General features: G+C 41.9%; 17 protein-coding genes and 1 tRNA gene. 11 read left to right on the top strand and 7 right to left on the bottom strand.

Features of this window, described 5'->3' with window-relative positions; translation table 11 throughout:
- Nucleotides 1-7 precede the first annotated feature (7 nt).
- Both purN and ACNURT_RS05960 read right to left on the bottom strand, forming a co-directional pair.
- The gene (gene purN, locus ACNURT_RS05965) at nucleotides 8-586 is read right to left on the bottom strand and encodes a phosphoribosylglycinamide formyltransferase (protein WP_419700959.1); all 579 of its coding nucleotides are present in this window, start codon (nucleotides 584-586) and stop codon (nucleotides 8-10) included.
- A gap of 128 nt (nucleotides 587-714) precedes the next feature.
- Nucleotides 715-1,236 carry a hypothetical protein gene (locus ACNURT_RS05960; protein ID WP_419700958.1) on the bottom strand — a complete coding sequence of 174 codons (522 nt, stop codon included), beginning with the start codon at nucleotides 1,234-1,236 and terminating at the stop codon, nucleotides 715-717.
- A 173-nt stretch (nucleotides 1,237-1,409) separates the two neighbouring features.
- On the opposite strand from ACNURT_RS05960, the gene yiaK reads away from it, so the two are divergent.
- Nucleotides 1,410-2,399: a 3-dehydro-L-gulonate 2-dehydrogenase gene (yiaK, locus tag ACNURT_RS05955; protein ID WP_419700957.1), complete on the top strand. Its 990-nt coding sequence runs from the start codon at nucleotides 1,410-1,412 to the stop codon at nucleotides 2,397-2,399.
- Between the two features lie 270 nt (nucleotides 2,400-2,669).
- Nucleotides 2,670-3,176 carry an REP-associated tyrosine transposase gene (locus ACNURT_RS05950; RefSeq protein ID WP_419700956.1) on the top strand — a complete coding sequence of 169 codons (507 nt, stop codon included), beginning with the start codon at nucleotides 2,670-2,672 and terminating at the stop codon, nucleotides 3,174-3,176.
- Nucleotides 3,177-3,335: 159 nt separating this feature from the next.
- Here ACNURT_RS05950 and ACNURT_RS05945 read toward each other — a convergent pair whose 3' ends face one another.
- The 3 genes from ACNURT_RS05945 to panB form a co-directional block, all read right to left on the bottom strand.
- Nucleotides 3,336-3,713 (bottom strand): hypothetical protein, encoded by a 378-nt coding sequence (locus ACNURT_RS05945; RefSeq protein WP_419700955.1) that lies wholly within the window; start codon nucleotides 3,711-3,713, stop codon nucleotides 3,336-3,338.
- An 82-nt stretch (nucleotides 3,714-3,795) separates the two neighbouring features.
- On the bottom strand, nucleotides 3,796-4,521 hold the full coding sequence (locus ACNURT_RS05940; RefSeq protein WP_370998985.1) for an RluA family pseudouridine synthase: 726 nt from the start codon (nucleotides 4,519-4,521) through the stop codon (nucleotides 3,796-3,798).
- A gap of 130 nt (nucleotides 4,522-4,651) precedes the next feature.
- Nucleotides 4,652-5,467: a 3-methyl-2-oxobutanoate hydroxymethyltransferase gene (gene panB / locus ACNURT_RS05935; RefSeq protein WP_370998984.1), complete on the bottom strand. Its 816-nt coding sequence runs from the start codon at nucleotides 5,465-5,467 to the stop codon at nucleotides 4,652-4,654.
- A gap of 425 nt (nucleotides 5,468-5,892) precedes the next feature.
- Between panB and carA the strand changes: the two genes are divergently transcribed.
- From carA to ACNURT_RS05915, 4 genes are all read left to right on the top strand, one after another.
- Nucleotides 5,893-6,993: a glutamine-hydrolyzing carbamoyl-phosphate synthase small subunit gene (gene carA / locus ACNURT_RS05930; protein WP_370998983.1), complete on the top strand. Its 1,101-nt coding sequence runs from the start codon at nucleotides 5,893-5,895 to the stop codon at nucleotides 6,991-6,993.
- Nucleotides 6,994-7,703: 710 nt separating this feature from the next.
- Nucleotides 7,704-8,114 carry a hypothetical protein gene (locus tag ACNURT_RS05925; protein WP_419700954.1) on the top strand — a complete coding sequence of 137 codons (411 nt, stop codon included), beginning with the start codon at nucleotides 7,704-7,706 and terminating at the stop codon, nucleotides 8,112-8,114.
- Nucleotides 8,115-8,136: 22 nt separating this feature from the next.
- Nucleotides 8,137-8,673 carry a hypothetical protein gene (locus tag ACNURT_RS05920; RefSeq protein ID WP_419700953.1) on the top strand — a complete coding sequence of 179 codons (537 nt, stop codon included), beginning with the start codon at nucleotides 8,137-8,139 and terminating at the stop codon, nucleotides 8,671-8,673.
- Between the two features lie 198 nt (nucleotides 8,674-8,871).
- Nucleotides 8,872-9,195, top strand: coding sequence for a DUF6686 family protein (locus tag ACNURT_RS05915; protein ID WP_419700952.1), 324 nt, complete (start codon nucleotides 8,872-8,874; stop codon nucleotides 9,193-9,195).
- A gap of 98 nt (nucleotides 9,196-9,293) precedes the next feature.
- On the opposite strand, the gene ACNURT_RS05910 is transcribed toward ACNURT_RS05915, so the two are convergent.
- Nucleotides 9,294-10,787, bottom strand: coding sequence for a phytoene desaturase family protein (locus ACNURT_RS05910; protein WP_419700951.1), 1,494 nt, complete (start codon nucleotides 10,785-10,787; stop codon nucleotides 9,294-9,296).
- Nucleotides 10,788-10,882: 95 nt separating this feature from the next.
- Here ACNURT_RS05910 and ACNURT_RS05905 point away from each other — a divergent pair, with 95 nt between their 5' ends.
- The 4 genes from ACNURT_RS05905 to ACNURT_RS05890 are packed head-to-tail and all read left to right on the top strand — an operon-like array spanning nucleotide 10,883 to nucleotide 13,191.
- A complete protein-coding gene (locus ACNURT_RS05905) occupies nucleotides 10,883-11,719 on the top strand; it encodes a phytoene/squalene synthase family protein (protein ID WP_419700950.1) in 837 nt (278 codons plus the stop codon).
- 4 nt (nucleotides 11,720-11,723) lie between these two features.
- Nucleotides 11,724-12,269, top strand: coding sequence for a hypothetical protein (locus tag ACNURT_RS05900; protein ID WP_419700949.1), 546 nt, complete (start codon nucleotides 11,724-11,726; stop codon nucleotides 12,267-12,269).
- Complete coding sequence (locus tag ACNURT_RS05895; protein WP_419700948.1) at nucleotides 12,266-12,946, top strand: lycopene cyclase domain-containing protein; 681 nt, start codon at nucleotides 12,266-12,268, stop codon at nucleotides 12,944-12,946. Before ACNURT_RS05900 ends, ACNURT_RS05895 begins: the two co-directional genes overlap by 4 nt.
- Entirely contained in the window at nucleotides 12,943-13,191 is a 249-nt protein-coding gene (locus ACNURT_RS05890) for a cytochrome b5 domain-containing protein (RefSeq protein ID WP_419700947.1), read from the top strand. The genes ACNURT_RS05895 and ACNURT_RS05890 overlap by 4 nt, the downstream gene beginning before the upstream one ends.
- A 107-nt stretch (nucleotides 13,192-13,298) precedes the next feature.
- Here the strand turns inward: ACNURT_RS05890 and ACNURT_RS05885 are convergent, their stop codons facing one another.
- Nucleotides 13,299-14,213 carry a PfkB family carbohydrate kinase gene (locus ACNURT_RS05885; protein ID WP_419700946.1) on the bottom strand — a complete coding sequence of 305 codons (915 nt, stop codon included), beginning with the start codon at nucleotides 14,211-14,213 and terminating at the stop codon, nucleotides 13,299-13,301.
- 86 nt (nucleotides 14,214-14,299) lie between these two features.
- Here ACNURT_RS05885 and ACNURT_RS05880 point away from each other — a divergent pair.
- Nucleotides 14,300-14,373 (top strand) — tRNA-Asn (locus ACNURT_RS05880).
- The last annotated feature ends 38 nt before the right edge of the window (nucleotides 14,374-14,411 follow it).

The following is a 14,411-nucleotide window of genomic DNA, read 5'->3' as shown; positions in this document are numbered from 1 at the left end:
GGCATGCTTAACTCTTCATCTTCTTCAATAAAGCTTCTACAACTTTTGGAAAATGATGATGCTCCAGTTGCTGACCTTTAAATTTGATCATTTCCAGGTTATCACCAGACTCAATCCTGAATTTGGATTGATGGATGATCTCGCCTTCATCAAACTGCTCATTTACAAAATGTATGGTAATACCGCTTTCCTCTTCCCCGGCTTCCAGGATGGCTTTGTGCACATTGTCGCCATACATGCCTTTGCCACCATATTTGGGTAACAAGGCAGGGTGAAGATTAATGATCTTGTTGGGGAAGGCTTTTAATAACGATGCGGGCACCAGCCATAAAAAGCCTGCCAGTACTATCAAATCAACCTGCAGATTTTTAAGCAGCCTGATCACATCGTCGGTTTCAAAAAATTCATGTCTGGTAAATATGTGCGATGGTACCTCAAAATTATCGGCCCGTTGCAATACATAGGCCTGGGGATTGTTGGTGAGTATCAGCACTACTTCGGCATCGGCATTGCGTTTAAAATGCTCCATTAACTTTTGGGCATTTGACCCTGAACCTGAAGCAAAAATGGCAATTCGTTTCTTCATTAAAATTTGGGGCTTTTCAAAGGTGATGATGTTACCTGTAAATGTTTATATATAGGGATTTGTTTTAGGCTGCAGGTAATTTTATTATAACAAATCATTGGTATCATAATCCAAATATAAAAGTTTACTTATTGTGTTACCGCTTTTTGCTTGATAAATCCATACCGCACAATCCTTCGCCTGGAGGTTGCTGAGTAATTTGGCTGCACATCGCCGGTTTGCAATACCAGGGAATAAACCCCCAATGTAGATATCTGCGCATTGGTAAAAGGCTGTGTATCTTTTATAGCTGCTCCTGCGTTGCCCGTAGTATCCTTGCACGTCATGTCTGATACTAAATAAAGTCGATTCTGAGTAAGCGACCAGTTGCCCGTTGTTTTTTGGGCCAAACAGGCAAAATTCACAAATGTGCAAGTATTATTGGTATTGAAAGTAAATGTCTGGGTCGAATCGCAGCCAACATATAAAGTGTCCGTGGTGCCAATCTGTGCATCACCAACATAATTGTTAACCTGTACGGTAGCCAGTAGCCAGGTACCTGCGGTGAGCAAATGTGGTATATTGCTGTCGGCATCTTTTTTACAGGAGTTACTCAGCAGGTTAATGATAACTAAGCCTAAAACAAAAACTAAGGGGGTTTTATTTTTCATAGAAATGATGCAGGCAAAAATAAATATTCCCGGTTATTAGTTGGCAACCAGGATGTAATTATAACTCTTTTACACCGAAATTATTTTAATATGCTATTTAGGTGTTTTATCTCGGGAAAACAAAAACCGATCCCGTTGTTTTATTTTTACTTTTGACTTTTTACATATCTACCATGCGTGTACCTTTTGAAAAACTTAAAGCTGAGTTTAACCGGATATTACTCAACCTTGATTTTACTATTGAAAAAGCCGAAAAATGTGCCTCCATTTTTGCCGAAAACAGCCGGGATGGTGTGTATACCCATGGCCTAAACCGTTTTCCGGTTTTTGTACAATTTGTAAAAGATGGCTGGGTTAAGCCCAACGCCGAACCAGTAAAGGAAGGCGACCTGGGCGCTATTGAGCAATGGAGCGGTAATTATGGCCCCGGAATGCTCAACGCCGGCATATGTATGAACCGCGCCATGGAACTGGCCAACCAAAACGGTATAGGCTGTGTGGCCATTAAAAATACTAATCACTGGATGCGTGGCGGTACTTATGGCTGGCAAGCTGCCGAAGCCGGCTACATTGGCATTTGCTTTACCAATACTATTGCCAACCTACCACCCTGGGGCGGCCTTGATCCGCGTTTGGGTAATAATCCGTTAGTTATAGCTGTGCCCCGTAAAAATGGGCATGTGGTGCTGGATATGGCCATATCGCAATATGCGGTTGGTAAATTAAAACAGTACGAAGCAAGTGGGGAGGAACTGCCGCTGCCCGGTGGTTATGATAGTGAAGGACATTTAAGTACCGATGCCGCGGCTATCCTGCAATCAGAACGGGTGCTGCCTATTGGTTTTTGGAAAGGCTCGGGGCTTTCGCTGGTGCTTGATCTGCTTGCAACCGTTTTAAGCGGCGGCAACTCTACCGCACGGATCAGCAAAGAGAAAACAGAGGCAGGTATTTCGCAGGTGTTTATCTGCATAAAGCCAAAAGGTGATGAGCAAACCACCGCGTTAATTGAAGAGGTCATCGCTTATACCAAAACCAGCAGGCCGGAACATGCCGGATCAACCATATCATATCCCGGCGAAAACACCCTAAAAACACGCGCTCAGAATTTAAAAGAAGGTGTTTTGGTGGATGAAAAAATCTGGAACACCGTACTGGGGCTGTAGGCGGGGTTAAAAATCAAAAATTTGTGGTGCGGTGATAACACCGACCACAAGCTTTATGTCGTATTTAGATATCCCTGCTTCCCAGCCCGTGGTCGGTGCTATCACCGTACCACTATATAACTTAATTTGTTATTTTTCCAGCCTGTGGTCAGTGTTATCACCGCACCACTTTTTTATCCAGCCCGTGGTCGGTGTTATCACCGTACCACCAATTGAGTTGCAGCCTGTGGTCGGTGTTATCACTACACCACTTTTTTTTTATCTTAGTTCATGCATCAAGGTATTGAATTTTTTACGGCTACGTGTCTTAACTGGCAGCCTTTACTGCAATCACATGATCGCAAACAAATTATAGTAGATAGCCTTAACTTTTTAGTTAAAGATAAAAGGATATGGCTGTATGGTTATGTAATAATGCCAAATCATGTACACATCATCTGGTGTAAACAACCTGAATGGCTAAATAAGAATGTGCAGCAACACTTTAGTAAATTTACTGCTCAACAACTTAAGTTTAATTTAATAAATAATTCAGCGGATCTTAAAAACTACAAGAGCACCCAAAATGACAGGGATTACCAATTTTGGGAACGCAGGCCGCATAAAGCAACGTTATATAACAGAAATGTATTGGAGCAAAAATTGGATTATGTACACGATAACCCGGTTAAGGCTGGGCTTTGTGACTTGCCTGAGGATTATACTTACTCATCGGCCCGATATTACCTATTGAATGAAGATAATGAATTGCTGACACACTATATGGATCACATTTAAGCTGTGCATGGTGATGGTGCGGTGATAACACCGACCATAGGCTGGAAATGCAGGGTAATGATGCGGTGATAGTGGTGCGGTGATAACACCGACCACAAGCTGGAAACCACCGATACCTCAGGGTCTCTCGTAGAGGACCTTGAGGTATCGAAAATATATTTATTCCTTATTTTTAATTGGGGATTGAACCAAATAATTCCTCCACGCTTGTACTATTATTTGAAAATCCTGAGTTGGTAAACTATAGTAAGGTACTATTGTATTATCATTTTCATAACTGTAAAAGTCTTCATAGAGTTTTGTTATATTGCTATTTACGACCGCTACTTGCAAACTTGGTGTATCAAATTCAATGATAGGAATTGTATTATTTAACACTTGGTCAATTCCATTTAGCAAAGAGTTAGCATCGTAAATTGTGTAATGATCTCCTATAATTTGAGACAACAAATCATTTATCGAAGTGATATTGTTCCCTAAGGCAAATCCTACCAGAGTGAAAAATTGCACTTTATATTGATTTAAAATGGCATTCATCGATTTTTATTTAGTTGGCCAAGCAGTTATAATTTTTAGCCTGTGGTCGGTGTTATCACCGCACCACTTCCTGCTCTATCCCCTACGCCCCCACCATCATTCCTTCAAACTTTTCCCAGAAACCATCGTGCGGAACTGGGGCTATGATAGTCACTGGTTCATTTTTAACGGGGTGAACGAAGGTTAGCTTGCGGGCATGCAGGCAAATACTTTTACGCAGACTGCCGCGGGGATAGCCATATTTATTATCGCCTACGATAGGTGTGCCCAGGGTAGATAGCTGCACCCTGATCTGGTGAGGTCTGCCGGTTATCGGGTCAACCTCAATCAGGTAATAACCGTTAAGTTCGGCAACCAGTTTGTAATGTAGTTCGGATCGTAAACTGCCCTGCACTTCTTTATCATGCGCTTTGGTTACATTTTTCTGTGAGTTTTTTACCAGCCAATGCACCAGGGTACCCGCTTCTGGTTGCGGGCGTTTGCGTACCACGGCGTAGTAAGTTTTGTGCATGTCGCGGGCCTTGAACATCTTGTTGATGCGGTCCAAAGCTTTGCTGGTTTTGGCAAACAGGATAACGCCGCTTACGGGGCGGTCCAGCCGGTGCACCACACCTAAAAACGCGCCGTTGGGTTTGTTATATTTTTGGGCGATGTATTTTTTAACCTTTTCATCCAGCGGTTCATCGCCTGTTTCATCAACCTGTACAATATCACCGGCGCGTTTGTTTACGGCAATAAGGTGATTGTCCTCATAAAGGATGTCCTTATCGGTAATATCATAACTGGTATAATTAAATTCGGGACGCATCTTTTTATTTGAGATTTATTATTAATTCGGATTTCGGATGTGGGATTTCGGATTTAAATATTTATTCAAACATCAAAAAATTCGAAATTTCCATAAATCCGAAATCGAACATCCAAAATCCGAAATCAACTTAATATTGTTCCTGTTCGTTCGGGAAATCTTTTGATTTAATATCGCTTACGTAATTTTTGATGGCACCGTTCATTTGCTCGTATAAATTGGCGTACTGGCGTAAAAAACGGGGTTTAAACCCTTTGTTAATCCCCAGCATGTCATGTATCACCAATACCTGGCCATCGCAATGCTGCCCGGCCCCTATGCCTATAATAGGTATTTGTACGCTTTCGGCTACCTCTTTGGCCAGTTTTGCAGGTATCTTTTCAACTACAATGGCAAAGCAGCCAAGCTCCTGTAAGGTGCGGGCATCTTCGCGTAATTTCTGTGCTTCGGCCTCTTGCTTCGCGCGTACGGTGTAGGTGCCAAACTTATAAATAGATTGGGGTGTTAGTCCCAGGTGACCCATCACCGGTATGCCGGCGGTGAGTATACGGGTTACCGATTCGGCTATTTCAATGCCGCCTTCCATTTTAACGCCATGGGCGCCTGATTCTTTCATGATACGGATGGCCGAATTCAGGGCTTCTTTAGAGTTACCTTGGTAGGAGCCAAAAGGAAGATCGACAATCACCAGCGCGCGTTTGGCAGCACGCACTACTGATGAGGCGTGATAGATCATCTGATCGAGCGTTATAGGCAGGGTAGTTTCATGACCGGCCATCACGTTTGAGGCCGAATCGCCTACCAGGATAATGTCCATTCCTGCATCGTCAACAATAGTTGCCATGGAGTAATCATACGCGGTAAGCATCGCGATTTTCTCGCCACGGTTCTTCATTTCCTGCACAATATGTGTAGTGATCCTTTTAACTTCTTTATGTATTGACATGTTTTATTTCGGGTTTCGGATATTCGCTATCGGATTTATGTTTCCGCTATGCAAAGGTTACTATTAATTTCGGAATTCGGAATTTCGATTTCGGATTTGGAGAATTCGGAAGTTTTGATTTTGTCTGAACCGCGATTTAAACAGATTTTGTCCCCTCAGGGTCTCTCGCAGAGGCCCCTGAGGCTTTAGCCACTTATGCACACTCAGGGTTACTTCCAGCAGTCCTGAAGGAACGAAAATCTGAAATTCCCAATATAGGCAATCCAAAATCAAAAAAAATCCCAAATGCCACATCCGAAATCCGAAATAAAACTGTATTTTTGCGGCGTGAATCAGGAAGTTCCTTACTTCAATATTTCTATCAGTTTTCACGGGGCTTTGAACCAGGCGATCCGATTTATTAATCCTTTCAATTTTTTTGATAAATGACCTACTTCACCAAATTACCGGCTATACTATTATTGGATGATGGAACCGTTTTTCACGGTAAAGCCGCAGGGAAGATCGGTACTACTACCGGCGAAATATGCTTTAATACCGGAATGACCGGTTACCAGGAAGTTTTTACAGATCCATCGTACTTTGGCCAGATCATGGTGGCTACCAACGCGCATATTGGTAACTATGGTATTACCAACGAGGAGGTTGAATCTGGAAATATCCAGATAGCGGGTTTGGTTTGTAAAAACTATAACATTGCTTACAGCCGTAAACAGGCCGATGAATCGATACAGGATTACTTCCAGTCGCAAAACCTGGTAGGCATATCTGATGTAGATACCCGCCAGCTGGTGCGTCATATCCGCGACAAAGGCGCTATGAACGCGATTATATCTTCGGAGATACTGGATATTGATGAGCTAAAAGCCAAACTTGCCGAAGTACCTTCTATGGACGGGCTGGAGCTGTCATCAAAAGTATCTACCACAGAAACCTATACTTTTGGTGACGAGAGCGCGAAATACCGTGTTGCCGTGCTCGACTTGGGTGTTAAGAAAAACATCCTGCGTAATTTTGACGACCGTGATGTTTACGCCAAGGTGTTCCCTGCAAAAACCACCTTTGCCGAAATGGAGCAAGATTTTGCCCCAACAGGATACTTTATATCAAACGGCCCCGGCGATCCGGCTGCGATGCCTTATGCTATTGAAACAGTAAAATCAATCCTGGCTTCCGAAAAACCGATGTTTGGGATCTGTTTAGGTCACCAGTTGCTGGCTTTGGCAAATGATATCCCAACCAAAAAAATGTTTAATGGTCACCGCGGTTTAAATCACCCGGTAAAAAATATTATTATCAACCACTGCGAGGTAACTTCACAAAATCACGGTTTTGGCGTAGTGCCCGAGGCTGTGCGTGCATCTGACAAAGTAGAGATCACTCATGTGAACCTAAACGACCAATCTATCGAAGGGATCCGTGTAAAAGATAAAAAAGCATTCTCGGTACAATATCACCCGGAATCATCTCCCGGCCCGCACGATTCAAGGTATTTGTTTGATGATTTTATCAAACTGATGTCTTAACGATGTGCAGATTTCAGATGTGCGGATGTGCAGATGATATAAAAAGCCTTTCAAGTTTAGCTTGGAAGGCTTTTTTGTTTTGGGGAATTATTAAGGCGCTATCGTAGACGACTCACCCTGTCATCGCTGCGCTCGACACCCCTCTCTCCGCCTGCGGCGCAAAGAGGGGTACCTCATTTTTTATCGTTGTCATCCTGAGCGATAGCGAAGGATCTTCTTCAGCATGCCTGACGTACAATAGATGCTTCAACCGTTCAGCATGACAAATCTGTTTTTACCCTCTTTGCCGCGAAGCGGGAGAGAGGGGCGTCCAGCGAAGCGTAGACGGGGTGAGTCGACGCAAAGCCCTTGTTCCTTACTCTAAAAATTCGTATATTTATATTACTCCAACGGCCCGGCTTTCTTACAGAAAGTCGGGCCGTTGAGGTAAAGGAAAAAAAGGCCCAAAAATAGGCTGTTTGGTGTAGTTATTTGACAACTAATAAATTAATACTTTTTAAAGTTTCAAAAACGTATTAAAAGCGCGTTGAAATTTGTTAAAAAGTGTTAAAATCGATGTTTTTCGAATGATTTTGGACCTGTTTTGATGCGTTTTTGAGCAGAAAAGTGTTAAAATAATAAGTTTAAAAAGTTTTTGCTGGATAAAACCCCCAACTTTTAACAATATTAACTTACTCGTAAACGTCTAATTCTAAAAAAAACAAATCGGTATGGCCGAAAAATTCTTACTGCAGGGCAATGTTAAGTGGAGCTATGATCATGAACTGGCAGGCATATCCCGGAGCAAAAAGATACTGGCAGGTTTAGTAACCTCAACACCGGTGCTGCTAAGCCATAATGGCTATATCGCATTAACTACTGCCGAATTGATCATTGAGGGTATTGAGGGGGATGAAGATTTGATTATCCCACTGGATAATATTAAACAGGTATACCTGGGTTTTGATGATTTGTTCCCCGTAACAGCCGAAAAAAGCCTGGGAATGCTTTGGCAGCCTTTAAGAATAGAGTACTATTTCTCTGCCACCGAAACACAATACTTATACCTTATTATTGATTATAACGGCATATATACCCATGATAAGGCCTGGTTTAACACCTTAACAGAAATACTACAGTAAGTTCATCATACGTTATTTTCCTATGCTACCGTTTAAAACAGTACTCTTATCAAGTTTAGTTTTTATAACTCATGTTTGTCTCGCGCAAAAAAATAACGATATACCTAAAGACGCTATAAAGGGCGACTTTGATGGTGACGGCAAACCCGAATATGTTTGGGTAGTTAGACCCAAAATAGCCGATAGCGGCGAGAATTGTGTTAACGGATGTACGATTAAGGTTGTATCGTCTAATCCCGAAATACCTGCCCTGGTAATATCAAATGCAATTGGCGGAACTATTACTAATCTCGGCGATCTGAACAATAACGGTACTGATGAAATAGGCATCCTGCCCGAGTGGTTCACCAGTTGCTGGAGCCCTTATTACGTGTACACACTGGCCCACAAGCACTGGCAGGAGGTTGTGCCTTCGTTCTCAACGCACTGCAACCAATGGGAAGCCGACGTTAAACCTATTGAAAAAGCTCCCGGTAAAAAAGGTTATGTGGTAATCCGCTACAGTGCATTTGAAAAGGAAGAGATCGTAACCAAAACCAAAATCATCCCCATAAAATAACTGCCTGTTGCTAAGTTATTGTAAATAAGCCTTTTTTATTTTTATTTGGATTTATTCTAAATAAGGTATTACTTTGTTTTTATTGAAAAAGGACATGCCTGTAAAAAACAGTTAAAATATAAAGTCCTGCTCTTGAGCAAATGCTGCGATGCGATAGCTTTGCGGGCTGGGCAGGCACCAACTTAATTAACAATGTATATGTGCGATTCAAAAGTCATAAGCCAGGTTGGAGCATCGGTAATTAGCCGGTACTCAGAGTGCCGCTGTATATTTATTTGGAATAACAACCTGATCCTGAGCTTCTCGCCCGAACAGTTTATACAGTTCAGGGATTTTACGGTCGATCTTGATTTTGCCGAACACACCCATCCCTTTCCCGACGGACAGGAAAGGCTGGTGATGCGCACCCCTGTTAATGATGTACAACTAACTTTTACTACTGAAGAGTGGGAAGATTTTCATGCTGCCATGGCCGAAGCCATTTATATGCAGGAGATCTACTCGCTGATGTATGATAGTTAGACTTTAGTATCAAGTAGTTAGTATCAAGACTTCTTACTTCGGGAATAGGTAATGAGAAGGCTACTTACGGTTTACCCCAAAAATCTTGATACTTGATACTAACTACTTGATACTTTCTTAAAGCTTATCATTGCTTCCTGAGCTGCTATCTGGCCGGATATGATGGCTGGTGGCACTCCTGGTCCAGGGACGGTTAGCTGGCCGGTATACAACATGTTTGTAATGTGTTTAGCCCGCATAGCTGGTTTAAAAAAAGCGGTTTGCGCCAGGGTATTGGCTAAGCCGTAGGCATTGCCTTTAAAAGAGTGGTAATCAGCTTTAAAATCATTCAAGGCATAGCTGCGTTTTACTACGATGGCGTCGCGGATATCCTGCCCGGTAATGTGCTTAAACCGGTTGAGCATCAGGTCAAAATATTTTTCACGGATACTTTCATCATCGAGTAAACCAGGTGCTATAGGCATCAGGAAAAAGAGGTTTTCACCGCCTTCGGGCGCTACACCAGGGTCGGTTTTAGAGGTGCAGGAAACATAAAACAGCGGGTTAGTAGGCCATTGCGGCGAAGTGTATATCTCCCTGGCATGTAGTTCAAAGTCTTCGTCAAAAAATAAATTGTGGTGTTTTATACCTGCTACCTTTTTGTTTGTGCCGATGTAAAATAATAGGCTGGATGGCGACATGGTACGGCTATTCCAGTATTTTTCGGTATAATTTCGATGCGATTTGGGTAACAGGTGCTGGTCAACATGCTCATAATCAGCCCCGGCTATCACAAAATCAGCCTGGAATGTGCCTTGGCTGGTATCTATATTATTGACGCTATTATCCTTTATTTCGATGTTAACAACTTCGGTATTTAATTTAAGTTCGACGCCTAACTCTTCGGCTAAATTCATCATGGCCTTTACAATCTGGTTCATTCCCCCTTGCGGGTACCAGGTACCCAGGGCCAGATCGGCATAGTTCATCATGCTGTACATGGCAGGCGTATTTTGCGGTGTTGCACCCAAAAATAAAACCGGAAACTCCAATAGTTTTATCAGCCGGGGATTTTTAAAATACCGGCGTACATGCTTGCTCATACTGCTTAGCAGCTGTATGTTCAGGCTTTTTTTGATGAGGTTAAAGTCAATAAATTCGGTGATAGAATGGGAGGGACGGAATACATATTCGCCCATGCCAACTTTATATTTGTAGGCAGCCTGTTTTAAAAAATCTTTTAAGCCAATGCTGCTACCCGGTTCTGTTTGCTCAAAAAGAGCTTCCAGTTCGGTCATACTGGCGGGTATATCCATTATATCATTGGGGCCGTAATAGATGCGGTATCCGGGGTCTAAGCGTTCGAGTTGATAGTAGTCAGCAGGTTTTTTATCAAACAAGGCAAAAAAGTTCTCGAACACATCAGGCATCCAATACCAACTGGGCCCCATATCAAATTTAAAACCATCTTTTTCCCAAACCCGTGCCCGGCCGCCGGGCTGATCGTTCTTTTCCAATATGGTGACTTTAAAGCCCTCTTTGGCCAGTACACAGGCTGCTGATAAGCCCGCGAAACCTGCTCCGATGATGATAATATGCCTTCCGCTGTTCATATACCTGTTGGGGTCCAAGTTAAACAAATTGTTTTGAGGTCATAAAAAACAATAACGGTTTGAATTTGTACATTTGGGAATCAGCCCAAGTGTAAATGATGAATCTGTACGACGAGACCAGTTTTGAATGCAGTAAATTAATAACCAATAAGTATAGCACATCATTCAGCTTGGGAATAAAGGCTTTTGATAAGGAACTCCGCTACCCTATTTACGCTATTTATGGTTTTGTAAGATATGCTGATGAAATAGTGGATACCTTTCACGAGCATGACAAGCTAACGCTGCTTAACGATTTCAGAAAGGAAACGTTTAAAGCCATCCAGGAAAAGATCAGTTTAAACCCGGTTATACACTCATTTCAACAGGTGGTAAACCGGTATGGTATCGAAACCAGGCTTATTGACGCTTTTTTGCGTTCTATGGAAATGGATCTGGATAAAAAAGTGTATGACCCGGCTTGTTATGAAACCTACATCTATGGTTCGGCCGAGACGGTAGGGCTTATGTGCCTGCGTGTTTTTACAAATAATAATGAGGCACAATATCAGTCACTTTTATCCCAGGCCCGCAGCCTGGGCGCTGCTTTTCAAAAAGTAAATTTTTTGCGCGATATACAGGCTGATTATCAGGAGCGTGGCCGTACCTATTTCCCCGGTATTGACTTTAATAATTTTACCGAGCAGGATAAGCATCGTATTGAAGCTGAGATTAAAAATGACTTTGACAATGCCTTTGAGGGAGTAAAACAATTACCGCCAGGTACACGTTTAGGGGTTTACATAGCTTACACCTATTATTTGAAACTGTTTAAAAAAATAAGTTATACGCCAGCAAACGTTATCCTGCAAAAAAGGATACGTATTTCTGATGTACGGAAGATGGGTTTGTACGTTAAAGCTGTTTTACAACAAAAACTGAATGTGATTTAAGAGAATGAGGAGAAGTATTTTTTTTATAGCCGGAATGTTTTCGTTTTTGTTCATGATACAAGGGGTAAAGGCCGATGAGCCCAACCTTAAAAATATACGCAGGCAATTGAGGGAGGCCATTAATGATAGTAAAACCACTGATTCTCTTTATAAAAGTCTGAACAGTATAAAAAATCGTACAGGAATTATTGATGGCTTTATAGCTGGCGTGCAGGCACTGAAGGCCAAGCACGCCTGGAACCCATACTCCAAGATAAAGTACATCAAAAATTGCGAAAAAACATTTGAAAAAGCGATAGAGGTCGATCCGCATAATATTGAGATCAGGTTTATGCGGTTTTCTGTGGAGGATAGTGTACCCGGTTTTTTAGGTTATAATAAAAACATAGCAACCGATAGTAAAGAGATCATAACCCAGTTGGGTAAAAAAAATTATGGTACAGCCGATAAAGAACTTACCGTGGAGATCATTAAGTTTTTGGTGAATTCCCGCAGGTGTACCCCAGCTCAAATTGATGAGTTAAACAAGCTCTTAGCCTCTTTAAAGTGAAATATACCTACTTATTGATCAATGTATTAACCGTGTTTTTCCCGGTGGTATTATCGTTTGATAAGAGGGTGAATTTTTATAAAAGCTGGAAATTTATCGGGCCCGGGATGACCATAACCGCGCTTTTCTTTTTGTTTTGGGATGTGCTTTTTACCGTAAAGGGGGTATGGTCCTTTAATCCACATTATATTATAGGGATAACGCTCTGGGGCCTACCGTTGGAGGAGGTATTGTTTTTTATAACCGTGCCATTTGCCTGTATCTTTATATATGCCTGTTTAAATTATTATGTCAAATGGCAGATGAATAACAGGCTCACACTTATGATCAATAGTTTGATCATCATATTGAGTGTATTAGGGACCATTTTTTATCATGATCGATTGTATACTATCGTGACTTTTGGCCTGTTGTTGGTGTTGATGCCTTTGCTGCAATACATGTTTAAGGCAAAATGGCTTAACCGGTTTTATTTAGCTTATCTGGTAGCGCTTATTCCTTTTTATATAGTAAATGGCATACTAACATCTATACCTGTAGTCATCTATAATAACAATGAAAATATGGGAAAACGCGTAGGTACCATTCCGGTAGAAGATCATTTTTACTTAATCATTCTGCTGTTGATGAACGTTGGATTTTTTGAGTACTTTAAAACTAAAAATCAATTATCTTGAGTCAGCTTCCGGAATATACCAGATCACAACTGGCCCTGCGAAACGGGCAGGACAAGCCTCAGATATGGGTAGCCTATAAAGGGGTGATCTATGATGTGAGCGAAAGTCGGCTATGGAAAAACGGCAAGCATTATGAACATTGGGCCGGACAGGATCTGACTGATGAACTGCCCGATGCGCCTCATACCGAAAGCGTATTTGAAAAGTTTGAGAAGATAGGGCGGTTAAGCCCACCGGCCCACTAAAGGGACTTCCTGATGTCGGATATGCAGATTTTAGATGAGCAAATGTTTAGCATTATGCACACTATTTAACATCTTCACATTTGCATATCCGCACATCTGAAAGGGGTTTATATTTCAAATTTAGCCAAGCCAACAAATTCTTGTATGCGGGTAGTAATTTCTTCCTGAGATAGGTTTCGCAATCGCTCTGAGCCGAATTTTTCAACGCAGAAAGATGCCAGCGCCGACCCGTATATGATAGCATTTTTCATGTAATCAAAATTTACCGAACCTACTTTAGCCAAATAGCCAATAAAGCCACCTGCAAAAGTGTCGCCTGCCCCGGTAGGGTCAAATACTTCGGCCAATGGCAGAGCGGGGGCGCTAAATATTTTATCTTCATGGAAAAGCAATGCGCCATGCTCACCTTTTTTAATGATTACATATTTTGGTCCCATGGTTAATATCTTGCGTGCTGCCTTCACCAGGGAGAACTCGCCTGATAGTTGACGAGCTTCGGCATCATTAATAGTGATAACGTCTACCAGTTTAATGGTATTCAATAATTCATCAAGAGCAATGTCCATCCAAAAGTTCATGGTATCCATCACAATGAGCTTGGGGCGTTTATTTAACCGTTTAATAACCGTTTGTTGTACCTGTGGGGATAAATTACCCAGCATCAGGTATTCACAATCCTGATAGGAATCGGGAATAATAGGATCAAAAGCCTCTAAAACATTGAGCTCGGTAGCCAAAGTATCACGGCTGTTCATGTCGTTATGGTATCTTCCGCTCCAAAAAAATGATTTTCCACCTTGCTTTATCTGCAGGCCTTCGGTGTTTATATGATGTTTTTGAAGATCTTCGATCTCATTCTGTGGGAAATCGTCGCCTACAACAGCAACAATTTTTATACGGTTGTAAAAGTAAGATGCGCCTAAACTGGCAAAGGTTGCCGACCCACCGACAATTTTATCCGTCTTTCCGAAGGGGGTTTCGATAGCGTCAAATGCCACAGTACCAATAACTAACAAGCTCATGTAAAATATTTTTAAAAATTTTTTGCGCAAATATTGTGAAATTACCTCAGAAATCATACTTTTGCACCACTCCAATCGGAAAATACTCCTGAGTAGCTCAGCCGGTTAGAGCATCTGACTGTTAATCAGAGGGTCGCTGGTTCGAGCCCAGCCTCAGGAGCCTGAAAATCAATAAAAAAACCCACTCTGGCGAGTGGG

The organism is Mucilaginibacter sp. NFX135 (assembly GCF_048565145.1).
Lineage (GTDB): Bacteria > Bacteroidota > Bacteroidia > Sphingobacteriales > Sphingobacteriaceae > Mucilaginibacter.
Note: the sequence above shows the minus strand (reverse complement) of the source record. Positions and strands in the feature narration are given on the sequence as shown.

What these genes read in the sequence shown, in the direction of transcription:
- ACNURT_RS05945 (WP_419700955.1), bottom strand. Translation starts at nt 3,713, where the DNA reads ATGAATGCCATTTTAAATCAATATAAAGTGCAATTTTTCACTCTGGTA.
- ACNURT_RS05905 (WP_419700950.1), top strand. Translation starts at nt 10,883, where the DNA reads ATGATGAATCTGTACGACGAGACCAGTTTTGAATGCAGTAAATTAATA.
- ACNURT_RS05940 (WP_370998985.1), bottom strand. Translation starts at nt 4,521, where the DNA reads ATGCGTCCCGAATTTAATTATACCAGTTATGATATTACCGATAAGGAC.
- yiaK (WP_419700957.1), top strand. Translation starts at nt 1,410, where the DNA reads ATGCGTGTACCTTTTGAAAAACTTAAAGCTGAGTTTAACCGGATATTA.
- ACNURT_RS05910 (WP_419700951.1), bottom strand. Translation starts at nt 10,787, where the DNA reads ATGAACAGCGGAAGGCATATTATCATCATCGGAGCAGGTTTCGCGGGC.
- ACNURT_RS05960 (WP_419700958.1), bottom strand. Translation starts at nt 1,236, where the DNA reads ATGAAAAATAAAACCCCCTTAGTTTTTGTTTTAGGCTTAGTTATCATT.
- panB (WP_370998984.1), bottom strand. Translation starts at nt 5,467, where the DNA reads ATGTCAATACATAAAGAAGTTAAAAGGATCACTACACATATTGTGCAG.
- ACNURT_RS05900 (WP_419700949.1), top strand. Translation starts at nt 11,724, where the DNA reads ATGAGGAGAAGTATTTTTTTTATAGCCGGAATGTTTTCGTTTTTGTTC.
- carA (WP_370998983.1), top strand. Translation starts at nt 5,893, where the DNA reads ATGACCTACTTCACCAAATTACCGGCTATACTATTATTGGATGATGGA.
- ACNURT_RS05920 (WP_419700953.1), top strand. Translation starts at nt 8,137, where the DNA reads ATGCTACCGTTTAAAACAGTACTCTTATCAAGTTTAGTTTTTATAACT.
- purN (WP_419700959.1), bottom strand. Translation starts at nt 586, where the DNA reads ATGAAGAAACGAATTGCCATTTTTGCTTCAGGTTCAGGGTCAAATGCC.
- ACNURT_RS05925 (WP_419700954.1), top strand. Translation starts at nt 7,704, where the DNA reads ATGGCCGAAAAATTCTTACTGCAGGGCAATGTTAAGTGGAGCTATGAT.
- ACNURT_RS05885 (WP_419700946.1), bottom strand. Translation starts at nt 14,213, where the DNA reads ATGAGCTTGTTAGTTATTGGTACTGTGGCATTTGACGCTATCGAAACC.
- ACNURT_RS05915 (WP_419700952.1), top strand. Translation starts at nt 8,872, where the DNA reads ATGTGCGATTCAAAAGTCATAAGCCAGGTTGGAGCATCGGTAATTAGC.
- ACNURT_RS05950 (WP_419700956.1), top strand. Translation starts at nt 2,670, where the DNA reads ATGCATCAAGGTATTGAATTTTTTACGGCTACGTGTCTTAACTGGCAG.